Source organism: Acinetobacter bohemicus ANC 3994, assembly GCF_000367925.1.
In the GTDB taxonomy this organism is placed as follows: Bacteria; Pseudomonadota; Gammaproteobacteria; order Pseudomonadales; family Moraxellaceae; genus Acinetobacter; species Acinetobacter bohemicus.
The window spans coordinates 77,643-96,937 of sequence record NZ_KB849170.1 but is presented as its reverse complement, the minus strand read 5'-3'; the positions used below and the strand labels follow the sequence as shown (position 1 = coordinate 96,937).

The following is a 19,295-nucleotide window of genomic DNA, read 5'->3' as shown; positions in this document are numbered from 1 at the left end:
TCTTATGATTGATGAATACAAGAAGAAAATTGGTTTACCTGAATCGCATACTCTCAAAATCGTGAGTAGTCAGTGGTCGCAAAGAAAAGGCCAAGACACTGATACCTATGAATGTGAAGAGTTGAATGAACAAGGTGAAGTAATTGCAAGGTATACCGTAAAGGATAGTACATCAATTTACCCTCCATTTGGGCGGTCGATTACATGGACTCAATCAACCGTACTTAATACTTAATATTTTAACTTACAGCAAGCGGGGCAAAGCCTGCCCCGCTTTATGAATACTGACCAAATTGAAGGCCATTTATGAGCGATAAAATTCAACAAAAAGACATTAACAATGCAGCTTGGGCCGCATGCGACACCTTCCGTGGCGCAGTAGACCCTGCCCAATATAAAGATTATATCTTAGTGATGCTCTTCGTAAAATATATCTCTGATGTGTGGAATGACCACTACGCAGATTACAAAAAACAGTACGGTGATGACGATGTTCGTATTAGACGTAAGCTTGAACGCGAGCGCTTTGTGCTGCCAATGGTAGAACTCACTGAAGAAGTGGAAGACCCTGCTACCAAAGAGAAAAAAAGCGTCGTTACCGACACTTTTCTAGCCAACTACTATTCATTGTTAGAGCGCAAAAACGAGCCAAACATTGGCGAGCTTATCAATATTGTTTTAGAGCACATTGAAACAGCTAACAAAACAAAGTTAGAGGGTGTGTTCCGTAATATTGATTTTAATAGCGAAGCCAATTTAGGTAAAACCAAAGACCGCAACCGTCGCTTAAGAACCTTGCTGGATGACTTCAATAAACCAACACTAGACATGAGTCCGTCGCGCGTGTCGGAAGATGTAATTGGCAACACCTACATCTATCTTATTGAACGCTTTGGCTCGGATGCAGGTAAAAAAGCCGGTGAATTCTACACGCCTCATAAAGTATCTGAGCTGGTTGCGCGCTTGTCTGCGCCTAAATCAGGTGCACGTATTTGTGACCCCACCTGTGGCTCCGCAGGGCTATTGATTGAAGCCGCGCGTCAAGTAGGAGACCGTAATTACTCACTTTATGGCATGGAGGTAAACGGTAGCACTTGGGCGCTTGCACGAATGAATATGTTTTTGCACGGCTCAGACTCTGCTCGTATCGAATGGTGTAACACTTTAACCTCACCAGCTTTAGTTGAAAACGACAGACTGATGAAGTTTGATAACGTGGTCGCGAACCCACCATTTTCACTCGATAAATGGGGTTCAGAAGATGTTGAGGAAGATAGATACAACCGTTTCTGGCGTGGGCTACCACCTGCATCAAAAGCAGATTTTGCCTTTATTAGCCACATGGTAGAAGCTGCGGTTGAAAAAGAAGGTCGGATTGCTGTGGTGGTTCCTCATGGCGTACTTTTTAGAGGTGCTGCGGAGGGCCGCATTCGTCAACAATTGATTGAAGAAAATCTACTAGATGCAGTGATCGGCTTACCTGGTAACTTGTTCCCAAGTACCAGCATTCCAGTAGCCATCCTGCTTTTTGATCGCTCTCGTGAAAAAGGTGGTGTAAATGAAAACTGCAAAGACGTGTTGTTTATCGATGCCAGCGGTAAAGACCATTATCAGGCAGGAAAAAACCAAAACATCCTGCTGGATGAGCATTTAGATAAAATTGTTGCAGCGGTTACTGCACGTAAAGAGGTGGAAAAGTACGCCCATTTAGCTACTTTTGCAGAACTTAAAGAGAACGATTTCAACCTGAATATTCCACGTTACGTCGATACCTTTGAAGAAGAAGTCGAGATCGACATTGTCGCGGTACAAGCTGAGATAACCACCCTTGAAACCGAACTAGCCGACGTTCGCAACCAAATGGCTGAGTTATTAAAGGATGTTGTGCCTGCAAATAAGTCGGAGGTGGCAGAATGAGTGACAATACCGGTATGAGTGCAGAACATCTCACCTTCGAAAACTTAAAGCATGAAACTGAAGACTTAGAGTTTTGGTATGCCAGAGAGTTGCAAACTGTTCTTGACTATAGTAGTTGGGACAAGTTTGAGCGCGTTATTAAAAAAGCTATCACTGCTTGTGAGGGCTCTGGCCAATCGAGTGAGGACCATTTTTCCCAGGTGGGAAAAATGGTCGATATTGGCTCTGGTGCTAAACGAGCCACGCGTGATTATCAGCTTTCCCGTTACGCCTGTTATCTCATTGTGCAAAACGGCGATGCCAGTAAGCCGGTGATCGCCAATGGTCAGACTTATTTTGCTATTCAAACCCGTCGCCAAGAGTTGCAAGATGACACTGGATTTCAGCAATTAAATGAAGACCAAAAGCGCTTAATGCTGCGTAATGAGCTGGCCGATCATAACAAGCAACTGGCCGCCGCGGCCCGTGACGCGGGTGTTGAATCAGGCTTGGATTATGCCATTTTTCAAAACCACGGCTACAAAGGGTTGTATGGCGGTTTAGACAACAAAGCGATTCACCAGCACAAAGGTTTAAAAAAGAGCCAAAAAATACTCGACCATATGGGCAGTACCGAGCTGGCCGCTAATCTATTCCGCGCCACGCAAACTGAAGAAAAGCTTAAACGCGATCAGGTTTCTACTAAAAGGCAAGCCAACCAAACTCACTTTGAAGTAGGCGCAAAAGTGCGCGCCACCATTGAGGAACTGGGCGGCACCATGCCAGAGAATTTGCCAACACCGAAAATAGGCATCCCCCAGTTGGCGCGAGTGCAGAAGAAGTTGGAGGTAGATAAAAATGAATAAAGGATGGAAAAGTGGTCGTGTTGGTGAGCTGATAGCTTCTTTAGAGTCAGGCATAAGTGTAAATGGTGTAGATGGAACACCCTCTAACGACGACTACGCTGTTTTAAAAGTCAGTGCTGTGACATATGGTAAGTTTAACCCACAAGCCAGTAAAAAAATAACAGGAAGCGAGCTTCAAAGAGCCAAGTGCATTCCTAAAAAGGGACAGATTATTATTAGTCGAAGCAATACCCCTGAGCTTGTAGGTGCGAGCTGTTACATTTCGGAAGATTACCCTAATCGTTTTCTTCCAGATAAGCTTTGGCAAACCATCCCTCACCCAGAAAAAAAAGTTGAACATAAGTGGCTCGCATACTTTTTAGCTTCACCATGGGCGAGGTTTAGGTTATCGAGTCTAGCTACGGGTACAAGTAATAGTATGAAAAATATCACTAAAAGTGAACTATTAACTTTACCTGTGCCAATCCCGCCTTTTTTAGAACAAAAAAGGATAGCTTCTTTCCTTGAATGCTGGGACAACGCTATCGAAAAAACGGAGGCGTTAATTGCCGCCAAGGAAAAGCAATTTGAGTGGTTAACATCCAACTTGATTAACCGTGCTGGTCATAAACGCAAACCGACTTCTAGTTTGATGTCAGAGGTTTCTAAACGCAATAAGAACAGCGGGATTGAACGCGTTTTAAGTGTGACAAACCACAGTGGTTTTGTATTACCTGAGGAGCAATTTGAGCGACGCGTTGCTAGCGAAAATGTTTCAAATTACAAAGTCGTTGGAAAAGGCCAATATGCTTATAACCCTTCACGAATCAATGTGGGATCTATTGCCCGACTTGATAATTGGGAAAACGGCATTTTAAGTCCAATGTATGTGGTGTTTAAACTAGACACTACAAAGGTATGTAGCGACTACTTTTTGCACTGGCTTAATTCAAGCGAAGCGCGCCAACGTATAAAAAACAGTGCTCAGGGTAGCGTGCGTGAAACTGTCAGCTTTAAAGATCTTGGAGCAATTGACATTCCATTGCCAGCAATGGAAATACAAAAAGGCGTAACGTACAAGCTCAACCTTGCTCAAAGGGAGATCAGTTTACTGAATAAGACTTTAAAGCAATACCGCATCCAAAAACGCGGGTTGATGCAAAATCTGCTCACTGGTGAATGGCAAGTAGGTAATTCTCATCCAGAAGCTGAAGAAATCCGTAAGGAGGGCATCACATGAGCACACCGCCAGTAAATTACGACGTAAACTCGGAGCCTTCGGGCTTTGAATTTAATGAAAAGTACTTGTCGCAAATTCCTGCTCTACAACAGCTAATCAATCTGGGTTATCAATACCTTACTCCAGAGCAGGCATTAGCTGAACGTGGTGGGCGCAGCGCCAATGTGATTTTGGAAGGGGTGCTTCGCCAGCAGCTAAAAAAGATTAATCGCATTAACTATAAAGGTGGCGAGTATCTGTTTAGCGAAGAGAACATTCAAACTGCGATCCAAAAGTTAAAAAATATTAAGTTTGATGGCCTGCAAATAACCAATGAGTCTATTTACGATTTAATCACCTTAGGCTCAGCCCTGGAGCAAACCATTGAGGGGGACTCAAAGAGTTTTACCCTCAATTACATTGATTGGAAAACCCCTAGCAACAACACCTTTCATGTAGTGGCCGAATTCTCTGTTGAACGTGCGCGTAGTACAGACACTGTGCGCCCAGATATTGTGCTGTTTGTGAATGGTATTCCCTTTAGCGTGATTGAATGTAAATCGCCTAAAGTGGATGTTGAGCAAGCGATATCACAAAACATTCGTAACCAAGGTGATGACTATATTCCACGCCTCTTTACCTATGTGCAGCAAGTGCTGGCGGTGAATAAAAATGCTGCGCAATATGCCACAGCAGGCACGCCTAAGAAGTTCTGGGGCGTGTGGAAGGAACAAGAAGATAAATCCACCGATGTCGACAAAGGTATAAATACTGCTCTAAACGACGATAATAAAACACTGTTATTTAGTGGTGAGTTTGCCGCTGCCCGTCCATTTTTTGATGCGTTAGAGGCTGAAGGAAGTCGCTTAATTACTGAGCAAGATAACACCATTCACAGCCTGTGCCGCCCAGATCGTTTATTAGACTTGGTATACCGTTTTACTTTGTTTGATGGTGGCATTAAGAAAGTGGCCCGCTATCAGCAATATTTTGTGATTAAAGCGACCATCGCCCGAATTAAGAAAAACAACGCTAAAGAAAATCGCCAAGGCGGTATTATTTGGCATACCCAAGGGTCGGGTAAGTCGCTCACCATGGTGATGTTAACTCGTGCAATGGCGCTGGATTCACAGTTGATCAACCCAAGAATTATTTTGGTTACTGACCGAGACGACCTTGATAAACAGCTTGGCAATACCTTTGCGGCCTGCGGTTTAAGCCGTGAACGTGCAACCTCGGGTCGTAATTTGGTGAAACACCTGAAAAACAAAGTGGGCCTAATCACCACGTTGATTCATAAATTTGATAAAGGCTGGGTGGCGGAAAAGTTTGTTGATGAGTCGCACGATATTTTTGTGCTGGTCGATGAAAGTCACCGTACCAACTTTGGTTCATTGGCGGCCAGAATGCGCCAAATGCTGCCAAATGCGTGTTTTCTTGGTTTTACCGGTACACCGCTACTGAAAAAAGAGAAGAATAACTTTGCCAAATTTGGAGGTCTGATTGAGCCGCACTATACCATTAAACAAGCGGTCGCTGATGAAGCAGTATTACCCCTACTGTATGAAGGCCGGCATGTTGAAATGGAGCAGAATCAATCGGCTATCGACTTATGGTTTGAGCGCCACACGGCAGACTTAAGCAAAGAACAAAAAGCCGACCTTAAAAAGAAATATGCCCGTGCGGAAATGTTGAATAAAGCCGATCAGGTGATTTATATGCGCGCCTTTGATATCAGCGAGCATTTTCGTGCTAACTGGCAAGGCACCGGCTTTAAGGCTCAGCTTGTCGCCCCTAGTAAATCAGCCGCGTTAAAGTATCAGCAATTTCTACAAGAGATTGGCACCGTGACCACTGAAGTCGTGATTTCTGGCCCTGATACCCGTGAAGGCTACGATGAAGTGGACGAAGGGCCAACCGATGAGGTGGGTAAATTCTGGGGCAAAATGATGAAGCGCTTTGGCTCTGAAGAAGAGTATACCAAGCAAATCATCAACCAATTTAAATATGGTGATGACCCAGAAATATTGATTGTAGTTGATAAATTATTAACCGGTTTTGATGCGCCTCGAAATACAGTGTTGTACCTTTGTAGAAAGCTGAGAGAGCACACGCTGTTACAGGCAATCGCTCGGGTTAACCGATTGTACGAAGGCAAAGAATTTGGCTACATCATCGACTATGCCAGCGTATTGGGCGAGTTAGACAAAGCGCTGACTATGTATGAAGCCTTTGAAGGGTTCGACGAAGATGACTTGGCGGGTACGCTGACATCAATCAACGAGGAAGTGTTCAAGCTGCCGCAGCGTTACTCAGACTTATGGGATTTGTTTAAAGAGGTAAAAAACTCAAAAGACGAAGAAGCCTATGAGGTGTTATTGGCCGATGATGAATTGCGCGAAGAGTTTTATGAATGCTTATCGGCATACAGTAAATCTTTGGCTATCGCTTTATCGTCTGAGCAGTTCATTATGAACTCCGATGAGAAAAAGCTACAAACCTATAAAAACGATTTAAAGCGTTTTCAGAACTTAAAGGCAGCGGTAAAGTTGCGTTATGCTGAGGCGATTGATTATCGTGACTACGAGCCAAAAATTAAAAAGCTATTGGATACGCATATTCAAGCTAATGAGGTGACTCAGCTTAATGAGCCGGTGAATATTTTTGATGAAAAAATGTTTACCGCAGTGAAAGAAGAGCAAGGGGTTTATCAAGCCAAAACAACAGCATCGAAAGCGGACACCATTGCCCATGCCACTAAGCGTAGTATTTCGGAGAATATGGATGAAGACCCTGCGTTTTATGAAAAGTTTTCAAAGCTGATCCAAGCGGCTATTGATGACTTTAAGGCCAAACGCTTATCAGACTTGGAGTATCTCAATCGGGTGATTGATATTCGTAACAAAGTGGCAACTAAGCAGCATGACGATATGCCCGATTGTATTCGTGAGAATGACGAAGCCTGTGCTTACTTTGGCCTGATTAAGCCACAGTTTCAGCAAGTTGAAACACTCAACGAGTTAGATGATGACCAACTAGATGCCATTGCCGCTCAAACATCCTTAGCGATACAAAAAATCATTGATAATCATTGGAAGGTCGATTTTTGGGATGATTCCGATGTTCAAAAAACGGCGATGAATGATATTGACGATTTTCTTTATGATGAAGTCAAAGAGCAATATGGTGTGACACTGAGCTTAGAGCAAATGGATGAAATTATTGAGAAAACCATGCAGGTTGCGAAGCATCGGAGGTGTTCTTAATGTCATCAACCATCAAGCAAACTGATATGCCACTGGCAAGCGCTGAAAATCTAGCTGTTGTGTATGGAGGGGGAGAAATCCCTTTCCAGCTAGAGTTTTCTAAACGTAAGTCGCTAGAAATATCGGTTAATCCTGATAAATCAGTTTTTGTTAAAGCGCCTGAAGGCACCGACCCTGACGCAATTGAAGCCAAGGTTAAAAAGCATGCTCGGTGGATCAAACGTCAAATCCGCTACTTTGACCAGTTCGACCCAAGAACACCTTCGAGAAAATACGTCAGTGGTGAAAGCCATTTATATTTGGGCAAGAAGTATCGCCTAAAAGTAGAGGTTGAACCTAATAATAGTGTTGCGTTGAAAGCCGGTTTCTTTGAAGTCACTTCAACTAATGGTAAACCAGATCATGTTAAGTCACTGTTAAGGGATTGGTATTTTGAGAAGGCGAATTTCTATTTAAATAAGATATTTTTAGAATGCTGGGAAAAATTTAAATATCCCGATTCTGAGAAGCCCAATGTTAAAATCATGCAGCTCAAAAAACGCTGGGGGAGCCTATCTAAAAATAGAACACTGACTTTAAATCGGGATTTGATTAAAGCCCCAAAAGAATGTATTGAGTATGTGATCATTCACGAGTTGTGTCATTTGGAGCATCACCACCATGGTCCTGAATTCTATCAATTGCTCGAACGTTCGTTACCTGATTGGGTAAGACGCAAACAAAAACTAGAAATGGCGCTGATTTAGCAAAAGTTATACTTGTGTGCCAAAGTATATATTTTGAGCTCCAGTGGTATCGTCTGCTTTAGATTGTAAATTGTATTAGCAGTTTATTGGGCGGTTACTATACTGCACTAAAGTTGTTCATCTAAATATTGTCTTTACAGGATTGCTAGTGTTTTATAAAGGGGGAGCAGCAGGAGGGATAGTTATTGTCTGAAATTTGCTACAATTAAGTCAATTTTACGTTTTCTCTTTTCAGTTAATGTTTAGAAATATGCGCATATTATAGATTTTTATAATGTTTAACTAATAATGGAATAGTTGTTAGAAATTTTACTATCACCGCTTACATTGATAATTCTAGTTGATTTTTTTGTTCAATTGGCTAGTTGGTTGAATTTTACACCAAACTTACACCACAACTTATTTTAAATTATATAATGGTTTGATTTTATTGCTATTTTTTTGTTATGCGATCCAATCCATCATCGGCGCGACAGAAATGCGAGGCTGTAAGGACTGGAGAGCGGACATGAGCAGAAACCTAAAACGATGAAAAACCGAAGCGCGGATTATACGTGCTTTATTTAAAAAGCAATAGCATTGTACTAAAAAGCAGCAAACATGAAGAATAAGCTGATATGACGAATATACCCATAGTTTTTTATGGATATGTTGTGAAATCATCAGACATTCAGTATGTTAGTAAGCAATAAAAAAAACTATGAGGGAACAAAAATGATGCTTTTGGAAGAGATTTTTAAAAGTAAAAAAGCCGAACATTCGGATGCATTTAATTTAAGAATCCATCGCGGCTTAAGTTGGTTAAAAAAATCAGCCGAATTAGATCAGGATCTGGATCTAAAATTTATCAGTCTTTGGGTGTCTTTTAATGCACTTTATGCACAAGATGTTGCAATCATGCAGGACAAACAATCGTTAAAACAGTTTTTGTCTTTAATCTGCCAAAAGGATCAGGAGCAGAAAATTGATCACATTCTTTGGCAAAAACTTAATCATCTGATTGTTTTATTATTGGAAAATCCCTATGTCTACCAAGGGTTTTGGGATTATCAAAATCAGAAAATAAGTCAAATCTCTTGGAAAGCCGGTTTTGATCAGGAAAAAAAACAGGCCCATCGTGCTTTACAGGCGAAAGATTCAGCCCATATTTTATGGATGGTTTTTAATCGACTGTATACCTTGCATAATCAAATGATCCTTGGTGGTACGACCTACAATAGCGCGGTCAATCGTAAACAACTGCAAGATGCCTGTACTCTTTTGGCTGCATTGTTACCGACGTTTATCTATATATTTTTGGAAAATTCACAGAGTCTTGATTTGGTGCAACCTTTTTATCCGATGGTACAAGTCTCATAACGAAAACTAAAATCATAACTAAAACTAAAAATCTAAGAATTAAAAAAAGCCTCTAAAAAAGAGGCTTTATCATGCTTAAATGGGATGTGCTTTAGCATGATGGCGTTGATCCAGTAAAGCAAACAGTGCTGAACAAGTCACCAAACATAGTCCTGCAAGACAAGTCATGCTCCACCCGCCATGATGCCATGAATAAACCCCAAGTGCAGAACCACAAGCCCCGCCAATAAAATAGGCCGTCATATAGATGGCGTTAATTCGTGATTTTGAGTCAGGCCGTAAACGAAAAATAATATTTTGATTACTGGTATGCACAATGGTCAAGCCTAAACTGATCACCCCATAGCCAATAATATAACTGAATAAATATTGCCCACCCCAGTAGAAAAATAACCAACTGATGGCAAGAACAAAAAGACCAATCCAAGTCAGTGATTGAGTATGACCTTGATCGGCAATTTTGCCAATTTTCGCTGTGGCCAATGCACCAAAGACACCAATCAGCGTCACAACACCGACCAAGACATCCGATAGGTTAAAGGGGGAGGAGGTGAGTAAAACTGCGATGGTTGAAAATAGAATGCTCATTGCTGCAAAAGCAAAACCACCGACTAAAGCACGTAAGCCTAAACGTGGTTCTTCTTTTAAAAGCAGCGCCATTGATTTAAAAATGTTGGCATAGCTCATTTTGAATACTGGAATAGAAGGGAGTTTGGCTTTGAGTAAAAAAGCCAAAATCAGCATCAATACCGCGCTGACCACATAAATGAGTTTCCAGTTGAATAGATTGGACAGTAAGCCTGCAAGACTGGTGGACAGCAGTAAGCCGACTAAAAGTCCACTCATTAAAAAGCCCAGTACTTCCCCTGTTTTTTCGGGTTTGACCGCCATGGCCGCCAAAGGAATTAAGACCTGTGCTGCGACTGAAAATAACCCTACAATCACTGTTCCCAGCCAAAGCATAGGCAAATTGACAGCAAAAGCACACAGAAATAGTCCAATTGCAGCCAAAAACATTAATAGGGGAATAAATTTGGTTTTATTGACAATGTCGCCTACAGGAACAATAAAGAGTAGACCTAAGGCATAAGACACTTGTGCAAAGGTGACGGTTAACGCCACTTGAGATTCAGGGACATTAAAATATTGTTGTATAGAATGGATTAAAGGCTGGCAATAATAATTTGCCCCTGCACATAAACCGCAGGCAACAGCCATCAACCAGAGCAAAGATTTATCTTGGCTGATGTCGAGAGAGGTGTTCATAAAAGTCCCTTGCTTTTGTATTACTGACAATAAGCGGTTGCTTCAATTTCAATCAGCATACCGGCTAGTGCAAGACACGGGACAGGAATTAGCGTACACGCAGGGAAAGGCTGATCTTTCCAAAGTTTTTGCATTTCCTGAATTAAAAACTGATGTTTCTGGGGATTGTGATCAACCACTAAAATTCTTAAAACAGCAGTATCTTGCAGTGTTGCGTCTACATGTCTTAAAGCCAGTTCAATATTTTGAAAGGCTTGCCTGACTTGTACCGCAAAATCTGTAGATAAAAGTCCTCGTTGGTTTTCACCACCTTGTCCTGAAATGTGAAGGATACGTTGAAACTGTGTCACTTCGGCAATGTGACTATACGCAAAAGCTTGTGGGTTATAAAGTGTCTTTGGGTTAAGGAGTGCAAAAGCTTTGGATGGCTGTTCAATACTTAAATTCATGCACGATCGTCCAGAAATGAGCGGTTAATTTTGCTAGTATCAAAGCTGAAGTTAACTTGAGGTCAAGCCTTGTGACTGAAAAAGATGCACATCAATGGATAACGATAGGTGAACTGGCACAGCGCAGTGGTGTAAGTGTCCCCGCGATTCGTTTTTATGAAGAAAAAGAATTGATTTGGAGCATTCGTACCGAAGGCAAGCAACGTCGTTATCAACGTGCCATGCTACGCCGTGTGGCTATTATTAAAGTTGCACAGCAAGTCGGTATGCGCTTGCAACAAGTTAAAGAAGCCTTTTCGGTATTGCCAAAAAATAAGGTGGCCAGCAAGGCCGATTGGCAAAAAATGTCGCAAAAATGGCAAGCCAGTTTAGATGTGCAAATTGTCAGTTTGTTGCAACTCCGGCAACAACTCGATTGGTGTATAGGCTGCGGCTGTTTGTCTTTACAACAATGTCCATTGCGTAATCCAAACGATCAAATGGCAGATCAATCTGCGGGCGCTCATTTTCAGCAGATATTATGGCAACTGGAAGAAAGGCAACAGCATTTAACCATTCAGCAGCCGTGTGTAGAAGAGGATTAGTGCGCCAGTTTCTTTTTCGATAGCGTAATCATCATGACCCCAACAATATTGAGCAAGCAACCAAACCATTGGATGGCATTCATGTGTTCACCCAACAAAGCCACTGCCAGAATAATGGTTAACACGGGGCCAATTGAACCAATCATTGCCGACTGTGCTGCGCCTAAGCGTGAAATACTTTGGGCAATCAAAATTGTGGGAAGGACCGTGACCAGTAAACCTAATGCGATACCATAACCAATCACCCCGATGGGCAATTGCGTGAGTAATGCGATTGGACTGGGGATGGCAATAAAGTAGTGGGTGAGTGTGCCCAAACAAGCAATGCTTAAGGCCAAACCGGTGTAATTCCATGAGCCAAATTTAGCAATCAGACGTGGGGTTAATAATAGATAGCTTGCAAAGCTGATTGCACTGGCAAAGACTAAACTGACGCCCAACCAAAAATTGCCTTCATGCGGGACTGTACTTTGTTCCTGTAACATCACAATGACTGTACCCCCATAACTCAGTGCAATTGCAATGCCACTTTTTAGGCTGAGTTTCTGTTTATAAATGATGCTAGAGGCAAGCACAGTGAGGGTAGGATATAAAAATAAAATAATCCGCTCTAATGATGCGCTGATATACATTAAGCCCGCAAAATCTAACCAGCTAGACAAGTAATAGCCAATCAATCCTGCAAAAATCAGCATCATCCAGTCTTTAGGCGTGATATTTTTGTTGTGCTGGCGATTGAACCAACAGAGCAGTAAAAAGAAGGGCAGTGCACTGAGCATTCTGAGCGCCATAAGAACCGTGCCGTCGACCAGTGGCGATAGCGCATAGGCCTGTTTAATAATAATGGCCTTGGTACTAAATAAAAAAGCAGCACCAATTGCGCATAAAGACCCTAATTGTGTCGCTGTCAAAAAACCTTTCATTTTACCTACTTGGCGAAGTGTTATTGCGCTCTGTAATGCAGTGTAGAAATGTGAATGATAAAGTTTTTATCAGAAGAATTGAAATGCAAAAAGATGATGACTGCGATTCCAGTTTGGAATGAGTCCTTAAAATTCTGGATTTTATTTGACTTAAGTCGAACTAAAGCTCAGTTGAAATGAGTTGAGTCACGATTTTATTAAAAATATTAAAAAAATTTAGCCTCTAAGCAACGCGGAAATGCAAAAAAATGACGATTTTGCTGAGGCCTAATCAGGATATTGCTAAAAATAGTTAAAATTTGCGCTAAGATGGTGCGAAAAATACTCAAATAGATTAAATAAAGGCTAAATCATCACCTACCGAAATGGCAATCAAAAAAAATGTAATTATTTTTTGACCCAATTCGACGGATGGTAAATAGATGCTGTTATTAAAACGAACAATTGAAATGGAGGAAAATAGAAAGAGCGCAATGTTTGCTTGGTCGCTGATTTTTTTTAAATGAACTGGAAAAAAATAGTTAAGTTTTTAGCTGGCGGATTTTCTCTATTCTGTCACTTTAGTCAATCTCATAAAAAGTAGAAGCTAAATGTGCCATTTTAGTGCTCAACAAGAACATCTTTATCTAATAACTCGCTGGGTAATAAAAGTGCTGATTGTCAGAATGATCAATGTTTATTTTTAAATCAATCTCAAGCAATAATGACGAGTGCTTAAATATAAAAATTGACAAAGTACCGCAATGGCAATTAAGCAGATAAAAGTAATTTTAATGAAAGCCAAAAAAATAAATGCTCTATCGTATGATAATTTTTGTGAATCACCAGTTCAATATATGGGTATTTATTAAATAAATATTGGGTGGTAATTTAAAACAGTTCAATTAGAATCCAAAAATTCAACAAAAATGCATCTAGGGGGAAACATTGCGAATAGCGATGTTTACTTAAGAAAAACTAGCTTGAGGAAGGCTCATGCAGATCGGAATCCCAACCGAAACTGTTCTCGGTGAAAATCGTGTGGCAGCAACGCCAGAAACAGTAAAGAAGTTGATCAGTGCTGGTCATACAGTCGTCATTGAACGTAGAGCAGGCGTGAAAGCCGCTTATATTGACAGTGCATATGAACAGGTCGGTGCTAAAATTACAGATGATGCCTATACAGGCAGTCAAATTATTTTGAAAGTTCGTGCCCCTAAAGGTGATGAAATTCAAAAGCTTGCAGCGAATACCGCTGTGATCGCAATGTTTGATCCGTATCGTAATACTGAACTTGACCAATTTGCATCCGCGCAGGTGTCTGCATTTGCTTTAGAGCTCTTACCTCGTACGCTTTCTCGCGCACAAAACATGGACGTGCTCTCTTCTCAAGCCAACTTAGCTGGTTATAAATCTGTGCTTTTGGCTGCGGCAGAATATCAACGCATGTTCCCAATGCTTATGACCGCTGCGGGAACGGTAAAACCGGCTCGTGTAGTGATTATGGGTGTTGGTGTTGCAGGCTTACAAGCCATTGCAACGGCAAAGCGTTTAGGTGCAGTGGTTGAAGCCACAGATTTACGCCCAACAGCTCGCGATCAAGTGGAGTCTTTAGGCGGTAAATGGTTAGACGTCCCGATGTCTGACGATGAAAAGCAAAAAGCTGCCGATGCTGCTAAAAATGGTTATGGATGGATGCCAGGTGAGCAATACATCAAAGACCAAGCCGCAATTGTCGATAAAGCTGTTTCTAATGCAGACATCGTGATTACCACAGCACTTTTACCAGGTCGTGATGCACCACGTTTAATTCGTGCTGAAACGGTGGCCAAAATGAAACCGGGTTCAATCATCCTTGATATGGCAGTTGAGTCAGGCGGTAACGTTGAAGGCTCAAAATGCGGTGAAAATGTGGTTACCGATAATGGCGTAACGATTTTAGGTATTCCAAATATTCCGGCAACAGTTGCGACAGAAGCTTCGGCACTGTATGCACGTAATGTCTTTAATTTCCTAGAAACACTTTTTGATGCTGATAAGAACTTTGTTTTAAATCAGGAAGAAGAAATTCAAAAAGCCCTACTTGTCACTCACGGCGGCCAAGTGCTGTTAAAGCGTGGTTAAGGAGATAGATCATGGTTGAAACGATTACAATTTTCGTCCTTGCCATCTTCGTAGGTTACTACGTGGTTTGGGGGGTAACACCTGCTTTACATACACCATTAATGGCTGTAACCAATGCCTTGTCTTCAATTATTGTCGTTGGTGCAATGATTCAAACTGTGGGTATGCCAAGTATTGGGCTTGATGCAAACGTGGCTTTCCAAAGCATTAACGTGGTGAGCATTTTGGGTGCGGTTGCTGTGTTCTTGGCAAGTATCAATATTTTCGGTGGCTTCGCAGTAACTGCACGTATGCTGGAAATGTTTAAGCCTAAGCAAAAGAAAAAAGAGGGTTCGTAAATGGAATTTATTCGAGACTATGCGGATTGGTTCTACTTAGTAGGCGCCGTTCTTTTTATCTTAACGCTACGTGGTTTGTCAGGTCCTAAAACCGCAATTGCAGGTAACCGCTACGGTATGATCGCGATGGCGATTGCTGTCATCACCACGTTCTTTGTGGCAAATCATCCTGTAGTTTGGATGATTGTCGGTGCAATGGTCTTAGGTGGGGTTGTTGGTATTGCACGTGCGCGTACTGTTCCAATGACACAAATGCCTGAAACAGTGGCATTGATGCACTCATTGGTGGGTTTGGCTGCGGTATTGATTGCGATTGCTGCAATTCTGCATAATAACCAACTCACAGCATTGTTTGTTGAAAACGAAGCGGCTTTAACCGCAGCAGGCGTTGAACATGCACACATGAGCAAAATTCATTTATTTGAATTGTTTGTCGGTTGTTTTGTCGGTGCGATTACCTTTACAGCATCTGTATTTGCTTATGGTAAATTGGCTGCAAAAAAATGGGCGAAAACCATTTCAGGTGCATGGGTTAAACCTTTACAAGCCAGCATTTTCCTTGCAATGCTGGTCTGTGGTTTCATGTTCTTCTCAACAGGTAACATGCAAGCATTCTGGGCAATGACTGCTCTGGCATTGATCTTGGGTTGGGTGTGGATTGCACCTGTTGGCGGTGGTGATATGCCAGTTGTGGTATCGCTATTAAACTCATTCTCTGGATGGGCGGCAGCGGGGATTGGTTTCACGCTTGAAAATAACATGTTAATTGTGGCGGGTTCACTGGTGGGTTCATCGGGTGCGATTCTGTCTTACATCATGTGTAAAGCGATGAACCGTTCAATCATCAATGTATTGTTTGGTGGTGCAATGGGTGGCACAGCTGCACCAACAGCAGCGGCAGGCGATAAAGTTCAACGTAATCACCGTTCAGGTTCTGCGGATGATGCCGGTTTCTTAATGTCGAATGCAGATAGCGTTGTGATTGTACCGGGTTATGGTATGGCACAAGGTCGTGCACAAAATGCAGTAAAAGAACTTGCGCATATTTTGAAAGAACAAGGTGTAACGGTACGTTTTGCCATTCACCCTGTGGCAGGTCGTATGCCGGGCCATATGAACGTATTACTGGCTGAAGCTGATGTTGCGTATGAAGACATCTTAGAGATGGATGAGATCAACTCTGACTTCCCAGCAACAGATGTGGTACTGGTGATTGGTGCGAATGACGTAGTCAATCCTGCGGCAAAAGACGATCCAACATCACCGATTTATGGCATGCCAATTCTTGAAGCTCATCGCGCTCGAACCATTATGGTGATCAAACGCTCAATGGCGACAGGTTATGCAGGTCTAGACAATGACTTGTTCTATAATGATAAAACCATGATGATTTTTGGTGATGCCAAGAAAGTTGTGGAAGATATGACCAAAGCAATTAATGGTTCTGGCCACTAAATCAAAGTCTCAAGTCCCTCTTTGATAAAGAGGGATTTAGGGAGATAAAAAACCACCTTCGGGTGGTTTTTTATGGTTGCTATTTTCTAAAAACAATCATCATTGTTAATTTTGACTCTTCTATTTGGCGCAATATTACTATGTGCTGAATAAAGTGCGACATACAGTAGCGCTATCTTATTTTTTACTCTACCTATCTTGAACAAAGTTCCCTAAAAGAAGGCTGCTTCAAAAGATGAAATTGCACATAAATCATGGCTTTGGTTTGTGGCATCAATTTTGCTTTTAAGAGTATTTTAGGGGAAAGTTTATGAAAAGAATAAAGTATTTATCTCTGCTGCTGATGGCAATATCTTTTCCAACCTTTGCAAATAATGTCACGGCAACCGCTGAAAATATTCAAGAAATACGTTTGTCTCTCGATAGTGTCTGGGTGGTCATGGGCGGGATTCTGGTCTTCTTTATGCAGGCTGGTTTTGCATTGGTCGAAAGCGGTTCTGTACGCAGTAAGAATACCGTTAACGTCTTGATGAAAAATTATATGGATGCCTGTTTGGGGGGGCTGGTTTTTTGGTTACTCGGTTTTGGTCTAATGTTTGGCGTTAACGCTTCAGGTTGGATTGGGACAAGTCATTTTGCACCCAACGTGATGGATGATTGGCATTGGAACTTATTGTTCTTCCAAATGATGTTCGCGGCAACGGCAACCACCATTGCCAGTGGTGCTATGGCTGAACGTATTCACTTTGTGGCTTATGTGGTCAGTGCGGCGGTGGTGAGTGGTTTAATTTATCCCATCTTTGGCAGTTGGGCATGGGGCAGTCTCTTTGATGGTCAAGGTTGGTTAAAGGCTTTGGGTTTTATCGACTTTGCTGGTTCAACGGTGGTGCATTCAATTGGTGGTTGGGTGGCATTGGCCGGTATTATTGTCTTGGGTCCTCGTTTAGGACGTTTTGGACGAAATGGACAAAGTCATCATTTGGCTGGGCATAACCTACCGTTAGTTGCTTTAGGTGGTTTTATCCTTTGGTTTGCATGGTTTGGTTTTAATGCAGCATCAACAGTAAATGCCAGTGTCAGTATTGGTCGAATTGCCCTCAATACCCATTTGGCTGCATGCTCTGGCGCAGTGGCTTATATGTTGTATGCCTTAATTCGTGGTAAAGCGATTCTCATGAAGACCACCATCAATGCTTCATTGGGCGGCTTGGTCGGAATTACCGCAGGCTGTGCAACCATGTCGCCATTATTTGCTGTCATCACAGGTTTAACCGCAGGTTTGATTGTCAGTGTCATGCCAAGCTTCATGGAAAAATTAAAGCTGGATGATGTGGTGGATGCGGTCACGGTGCATGGTTTTTGTGGGGCATGGGGAACGGTGGCAGCCGGCTTATTTTTTGAAGCAGATCTGTTTAATTCACATATTATTTCGATTCAGGTTTTAGGTGTAGCCGCTGCATTTATATGGGGGTTCGGCATTGCTTTCGTGGTCTTTAAAGTGCTCGACAAACTTTTAGGCGGCTTGCGTGTGAGTAAACAGCATGAACAACATGGGTTAGATTATACCGAACATGCTGAGCTATCTTATCCAGAATTTCAGCGTGATGTGACCTTTGAAACGGATGATCTGACCAAACGTCACTAAGGAGTTGAACGATGCCGAATGAATTACTCAGTGTGATACAAAAGAAACAAGCGATTGAACGTGGTCTTAGTCACTATATGAATGGCACGGTATTGGAGCGTGTACTGAATTATTGGGAGCAAGAATATGGAGATCAGCCTTCTTTTGTGCTCAATCGCTTTTTAAGTGAAATTTGTAATACCGATGAATTGCGTTTTTATCGCAAAGAGATGTTGAAAAAAGTGCTGTCTGAAATGTCGGCTATTGAGAAGCAGGTTTTATTAGAAATCAAACCGCAGCTAGAGCCAGAAGAGCTTATTTCAATAGCGATTGCCGATGCTTGTCTTGCCTTGGTTGATGCGGTGATGTTGACTGTTACAGCAACCGATTTAGATGACTTTAATGATGAGGTTAAAAAACAGCTGCAGACGATGGGCTTAGCGATTGAGACATCGGTAAAAATAAATGATGCTGCTTTTATCGATGTTTTACCACTCACGCTTTATGCCCAAGTGATTACCCTCATCTATGAATGTTATTGTGAGTTTTATGGGCCAACCAAGGCAGATCAAGTCTATGCAAGGGCGAAAATGGAAATTAAAAGCAAATATCCCGATGTTGATTTACACCAATTATTATAGCTGTAATGGATCATATGGCTGTTGTGGTTAAGCTGTTGGTCAGTAATCAATAAAACAGAAGCTCTAAGATGAAAAAAGCGACCTTAAGGTCGCTTTTTTACTTTACGCTATCGATTCAGGAGTGGCACGCCATAAGCTTTCAAGGTCGTAAAATTTACGTGCCGCTGGAAGCATAACGTGAACAACCACAAAACCAAGGTCGATTAAGATCCATTCTGCATCACGTTCACCTTCAACACCGAGAGGGCGAAAACCTGCTTTACGTGCTTCTTCAGCAACATTATTTGCAAGGGCTTTGATGTGACGCGTTGATGTGCCACTAGCAATGACCATGGCATCGGCTACATTACTAATAGCGCTAACATCAATTTCAAGAATATCTTTTGCTTTTACATCTAATAGGGCTTCATGTACAACTTTTAAGCAAGCTTGTACATCTTGAGCTTGAGAATTCATTGCGAGATCGAGAGAATTAGAAGCGCTGGGCGATGGTTCTAAATTCATAAAGGGTTTTATTTCCGGACAATAACTCATCGTGTAATATAGCGGTTTTAGTGCCGCATTTCAATTCTGTTCATAAT

Annotated in this window: 17 protein-coding genes; 13 read left to right on the top strand and 4 right to left on the bottom strand. The window is 41.9% G+C overall.

Annotated features, from left to right (window positions below):
• Positions 1-4 precede the first annotated feature (4 nt).
• From F994_RS10065 to F994_RS10035, 7 genes are all read left to right on the top strand, one after another.
• A complete protein-coding gene (locus F994_RS10065) occupies positions 5-235 on the top strand; it encodes a hypothetical protein (RefSeq protein ID WP_004650263.1) in 231 nt (76 codons plus the stop codon).
• A 71-nt stretch (positions 236-306) separates the two neighbouring features.
• Positions 307-1,917, top strand: a complete 1,611-nt coding sequence (locus tag F994_RS10060; RefSeq protein ID WP_004650262.1) for a type I restriction-modification system subunit M — start codon at positions 307-309, stop codon at positions 1,915-1,917.
• The gene (gene dinD / locus F994_RS10055; protein ID WP_004650261.1) at positions 1,914-2,762 is read left to right on the top strand and encodes a DNA damage-inducible protein D; all 849 of its coding nucleotides are present in this window, start codon (positions 1,914-1,916) and stop codon (positions 2,760-2,762) included. Before F994_RS10060 ends, dinD begins: the two co-directional genes overlap by 4 nt.
• Positions 2,755-3,981 carry a restriction endonuclease subunit S gene (locus F994_RS10050; RefSeq protein WP_004650260.1) on the top strand — a complete coding sequence of 409 codons (1,227 nt, stop codon included), beginning with the start codon at positions 2,755-2,757 and terminating at the stop codon, positions 3,979-3,981. The genes dinD and F994_RS10050 overlap by 8 nt, the downstream gene beginning before the upstream one ends.
• On the top strand, positions 3,978-7,226 hold the full coding sequence (locus F994_RS10045) for a type I restriction endonuclease subunit R (RefSeq protein ID WP_004650259.1): 3,249 nt from the start codon (positions 3,978-3,980) through the stop codon (positions 7,224-7,226). Before F994_RS10050 ends, F994_RS10045 begins: the two co-directional genes overlap by 4 nt.
• Complete coding sequence (locus F994_RS10040) at positions 7,226-7,972, top strand: M48 family metallopeptidase (RefSeq protein WP_004650258.1); 747 nt, start codon at positions 7,226-7,228, stop codon at positions 7,970-7,972. Before F994_RS10045 ends, F994_RS10040 begins: the two co-directional genes overlap by 1 nt.
• Before the next feature lie 714 nt (positions 7,973-8,686).
• Complete coding sequence (locus F994_RS10035) at positions 8,687-9,331, top strand: hypothetical protein (protein ID WP_004650257.1); 645 nt, start codon at positions 8,687-8,689, stop codon at positions 9,329-9,331.
• Positions 9,332-9,406: 75 nt separating this feature from the next.
• Here F994_RS10035 and F994_RS10030 read toward each other — a convergent pair whose 3' ends face one another.
• Both F994_RS10030 and F994_RS10025 read right to left on the bottom strand, forming a co-directional pair.
• The gene (locus F994_RS10030; protein WP_004650256.1) at positions 9,407-10,597 is read right to left on the bottom strand and encodes an MFS transporter; all 1,191 of its coding nucleotides are present in this window, start codon (positions 10,595-10,597) and stop codon (positions 9,407-9,409) included.
• Between the two features lie 20 nt (positions 10,598-10,617).
• Positions 10,618-11,046 (bottom strand): RidA family protein, encoded by a 429-nt coding sequence (locus F994_RS10025; protein ID WP_004650254.1) that lies wholly within the window; start codon positions 11,044-11,046, stop codon positions 10,618-10,620.
• Positions 11,047-11,117: 71 nt separating this feature from the next.
• On the opposite strand from F994_RS10025, the gene soxR reads away from it, so the two are divergent.
• Complete coding sequence (gene soxR / locus F994_RS10020) at positions 11,118-11,630, top strand: redox-sensitive transcriptional activator SoxR (protein ID WP_004650253.1); 513 nt, start codon at positions 11,118-11,120, stop codon at positions 11,628-11,630.
• Here soxR and F994_RS10015 read toward each other — a convergent pair.
• Positions 11,627-12,553 carry a DMT family transporter gene (locus tag F994_RS10015; protein ID WP_004650252.1) on the bottom strand — a complete coding sequence of 309 codons (927 nt, stop codon included), beginning with the start codon at positions 12,551-12,553 and terminating at the stop codon, positions 11,627-11,629. The genes soxR and F994_RS10015 overlap by 4 nt on opposite strands.
• Positions 12,554-13,528: 975 nt before the next feature.
• Here F994_RS10015 and F994_RS10010 point away from each other — a divergent pair.
• The 5 genes from F994_RS10010 (at position 13,529) to F994_RS09990 (ending at position 18,714) form a co-directional block, all read left to right on the top strand.
• Entirely contained in the window at positions 13,529-14,656 is a 1,128-nt protein-coding gene (locus F994_RS10010) for a Re/Si-specific NAD(P)(+) transhydrogenase subunit alpha (protein WP_004650251.1), read from the top strand.
• A gap of 11 nt (positions 14,657-14,667) precedes the next feature.
• A complete protein-coding gene (locus tag F994_RS10005) occupies positions 14,668-14,994 on the top strand; it encodes a proton-translocating transhydrogenase family protein (RefSeq protein WP_004650250.1) in 327 nt (108 codons plus the stop codon).
• Positions 14,995-16,449, top strand: a complete 1,455-nt coding sequence (locus F994_RS10000) for an NAD(P)(+) transhydrogenase (Re/Si-specific) subunit beta (RefSeq protein WP_004650249.1) — start codon at positions 14,995-14,997, stop codon at positions 16,447-16,449.
• Between the two features lie 310 nt (positions 16,450-16,759).
• On the top strand, positions 16,760-18,094 hold the full coding sequence (locus tag F994_RS09995; protein WP_004650248.1) for an ammonium transporter: 1,335 nt from the start codon (positions 16,760-16,762) through the stop codon (positions 18,092-18,094).
• 11 nt (positions 18,095-18,105) lie between these two features.
• Complete coding sequence (locus F994_RS09990; protein ID WP_004650247.1) at positions 18,106-18,714, top strand: hypothetical protein; 609 nt, start codon at positions 18,106-18,108, stop codon at positions 18,712-18,714.
• Between the two features lie 102 nt (positions 18,715-18,816).
• On the opposite strand, the gene rsfS is transcribed toward F994_RS09990, so the two are convergent.
• On the bottom strand, positions 18,817-19,218 hold the full coding sequence (gene rsfS, locus F994_RS09985) for a ribosome silencing factor (protein ID WP_034697033.1): 402 nt from the start codon (positions 19,216-19,218) through the stop codon (positions 18,817-18,819).
• Positions 19,219-19,295 lie beyond the last annotated feature (77 nt).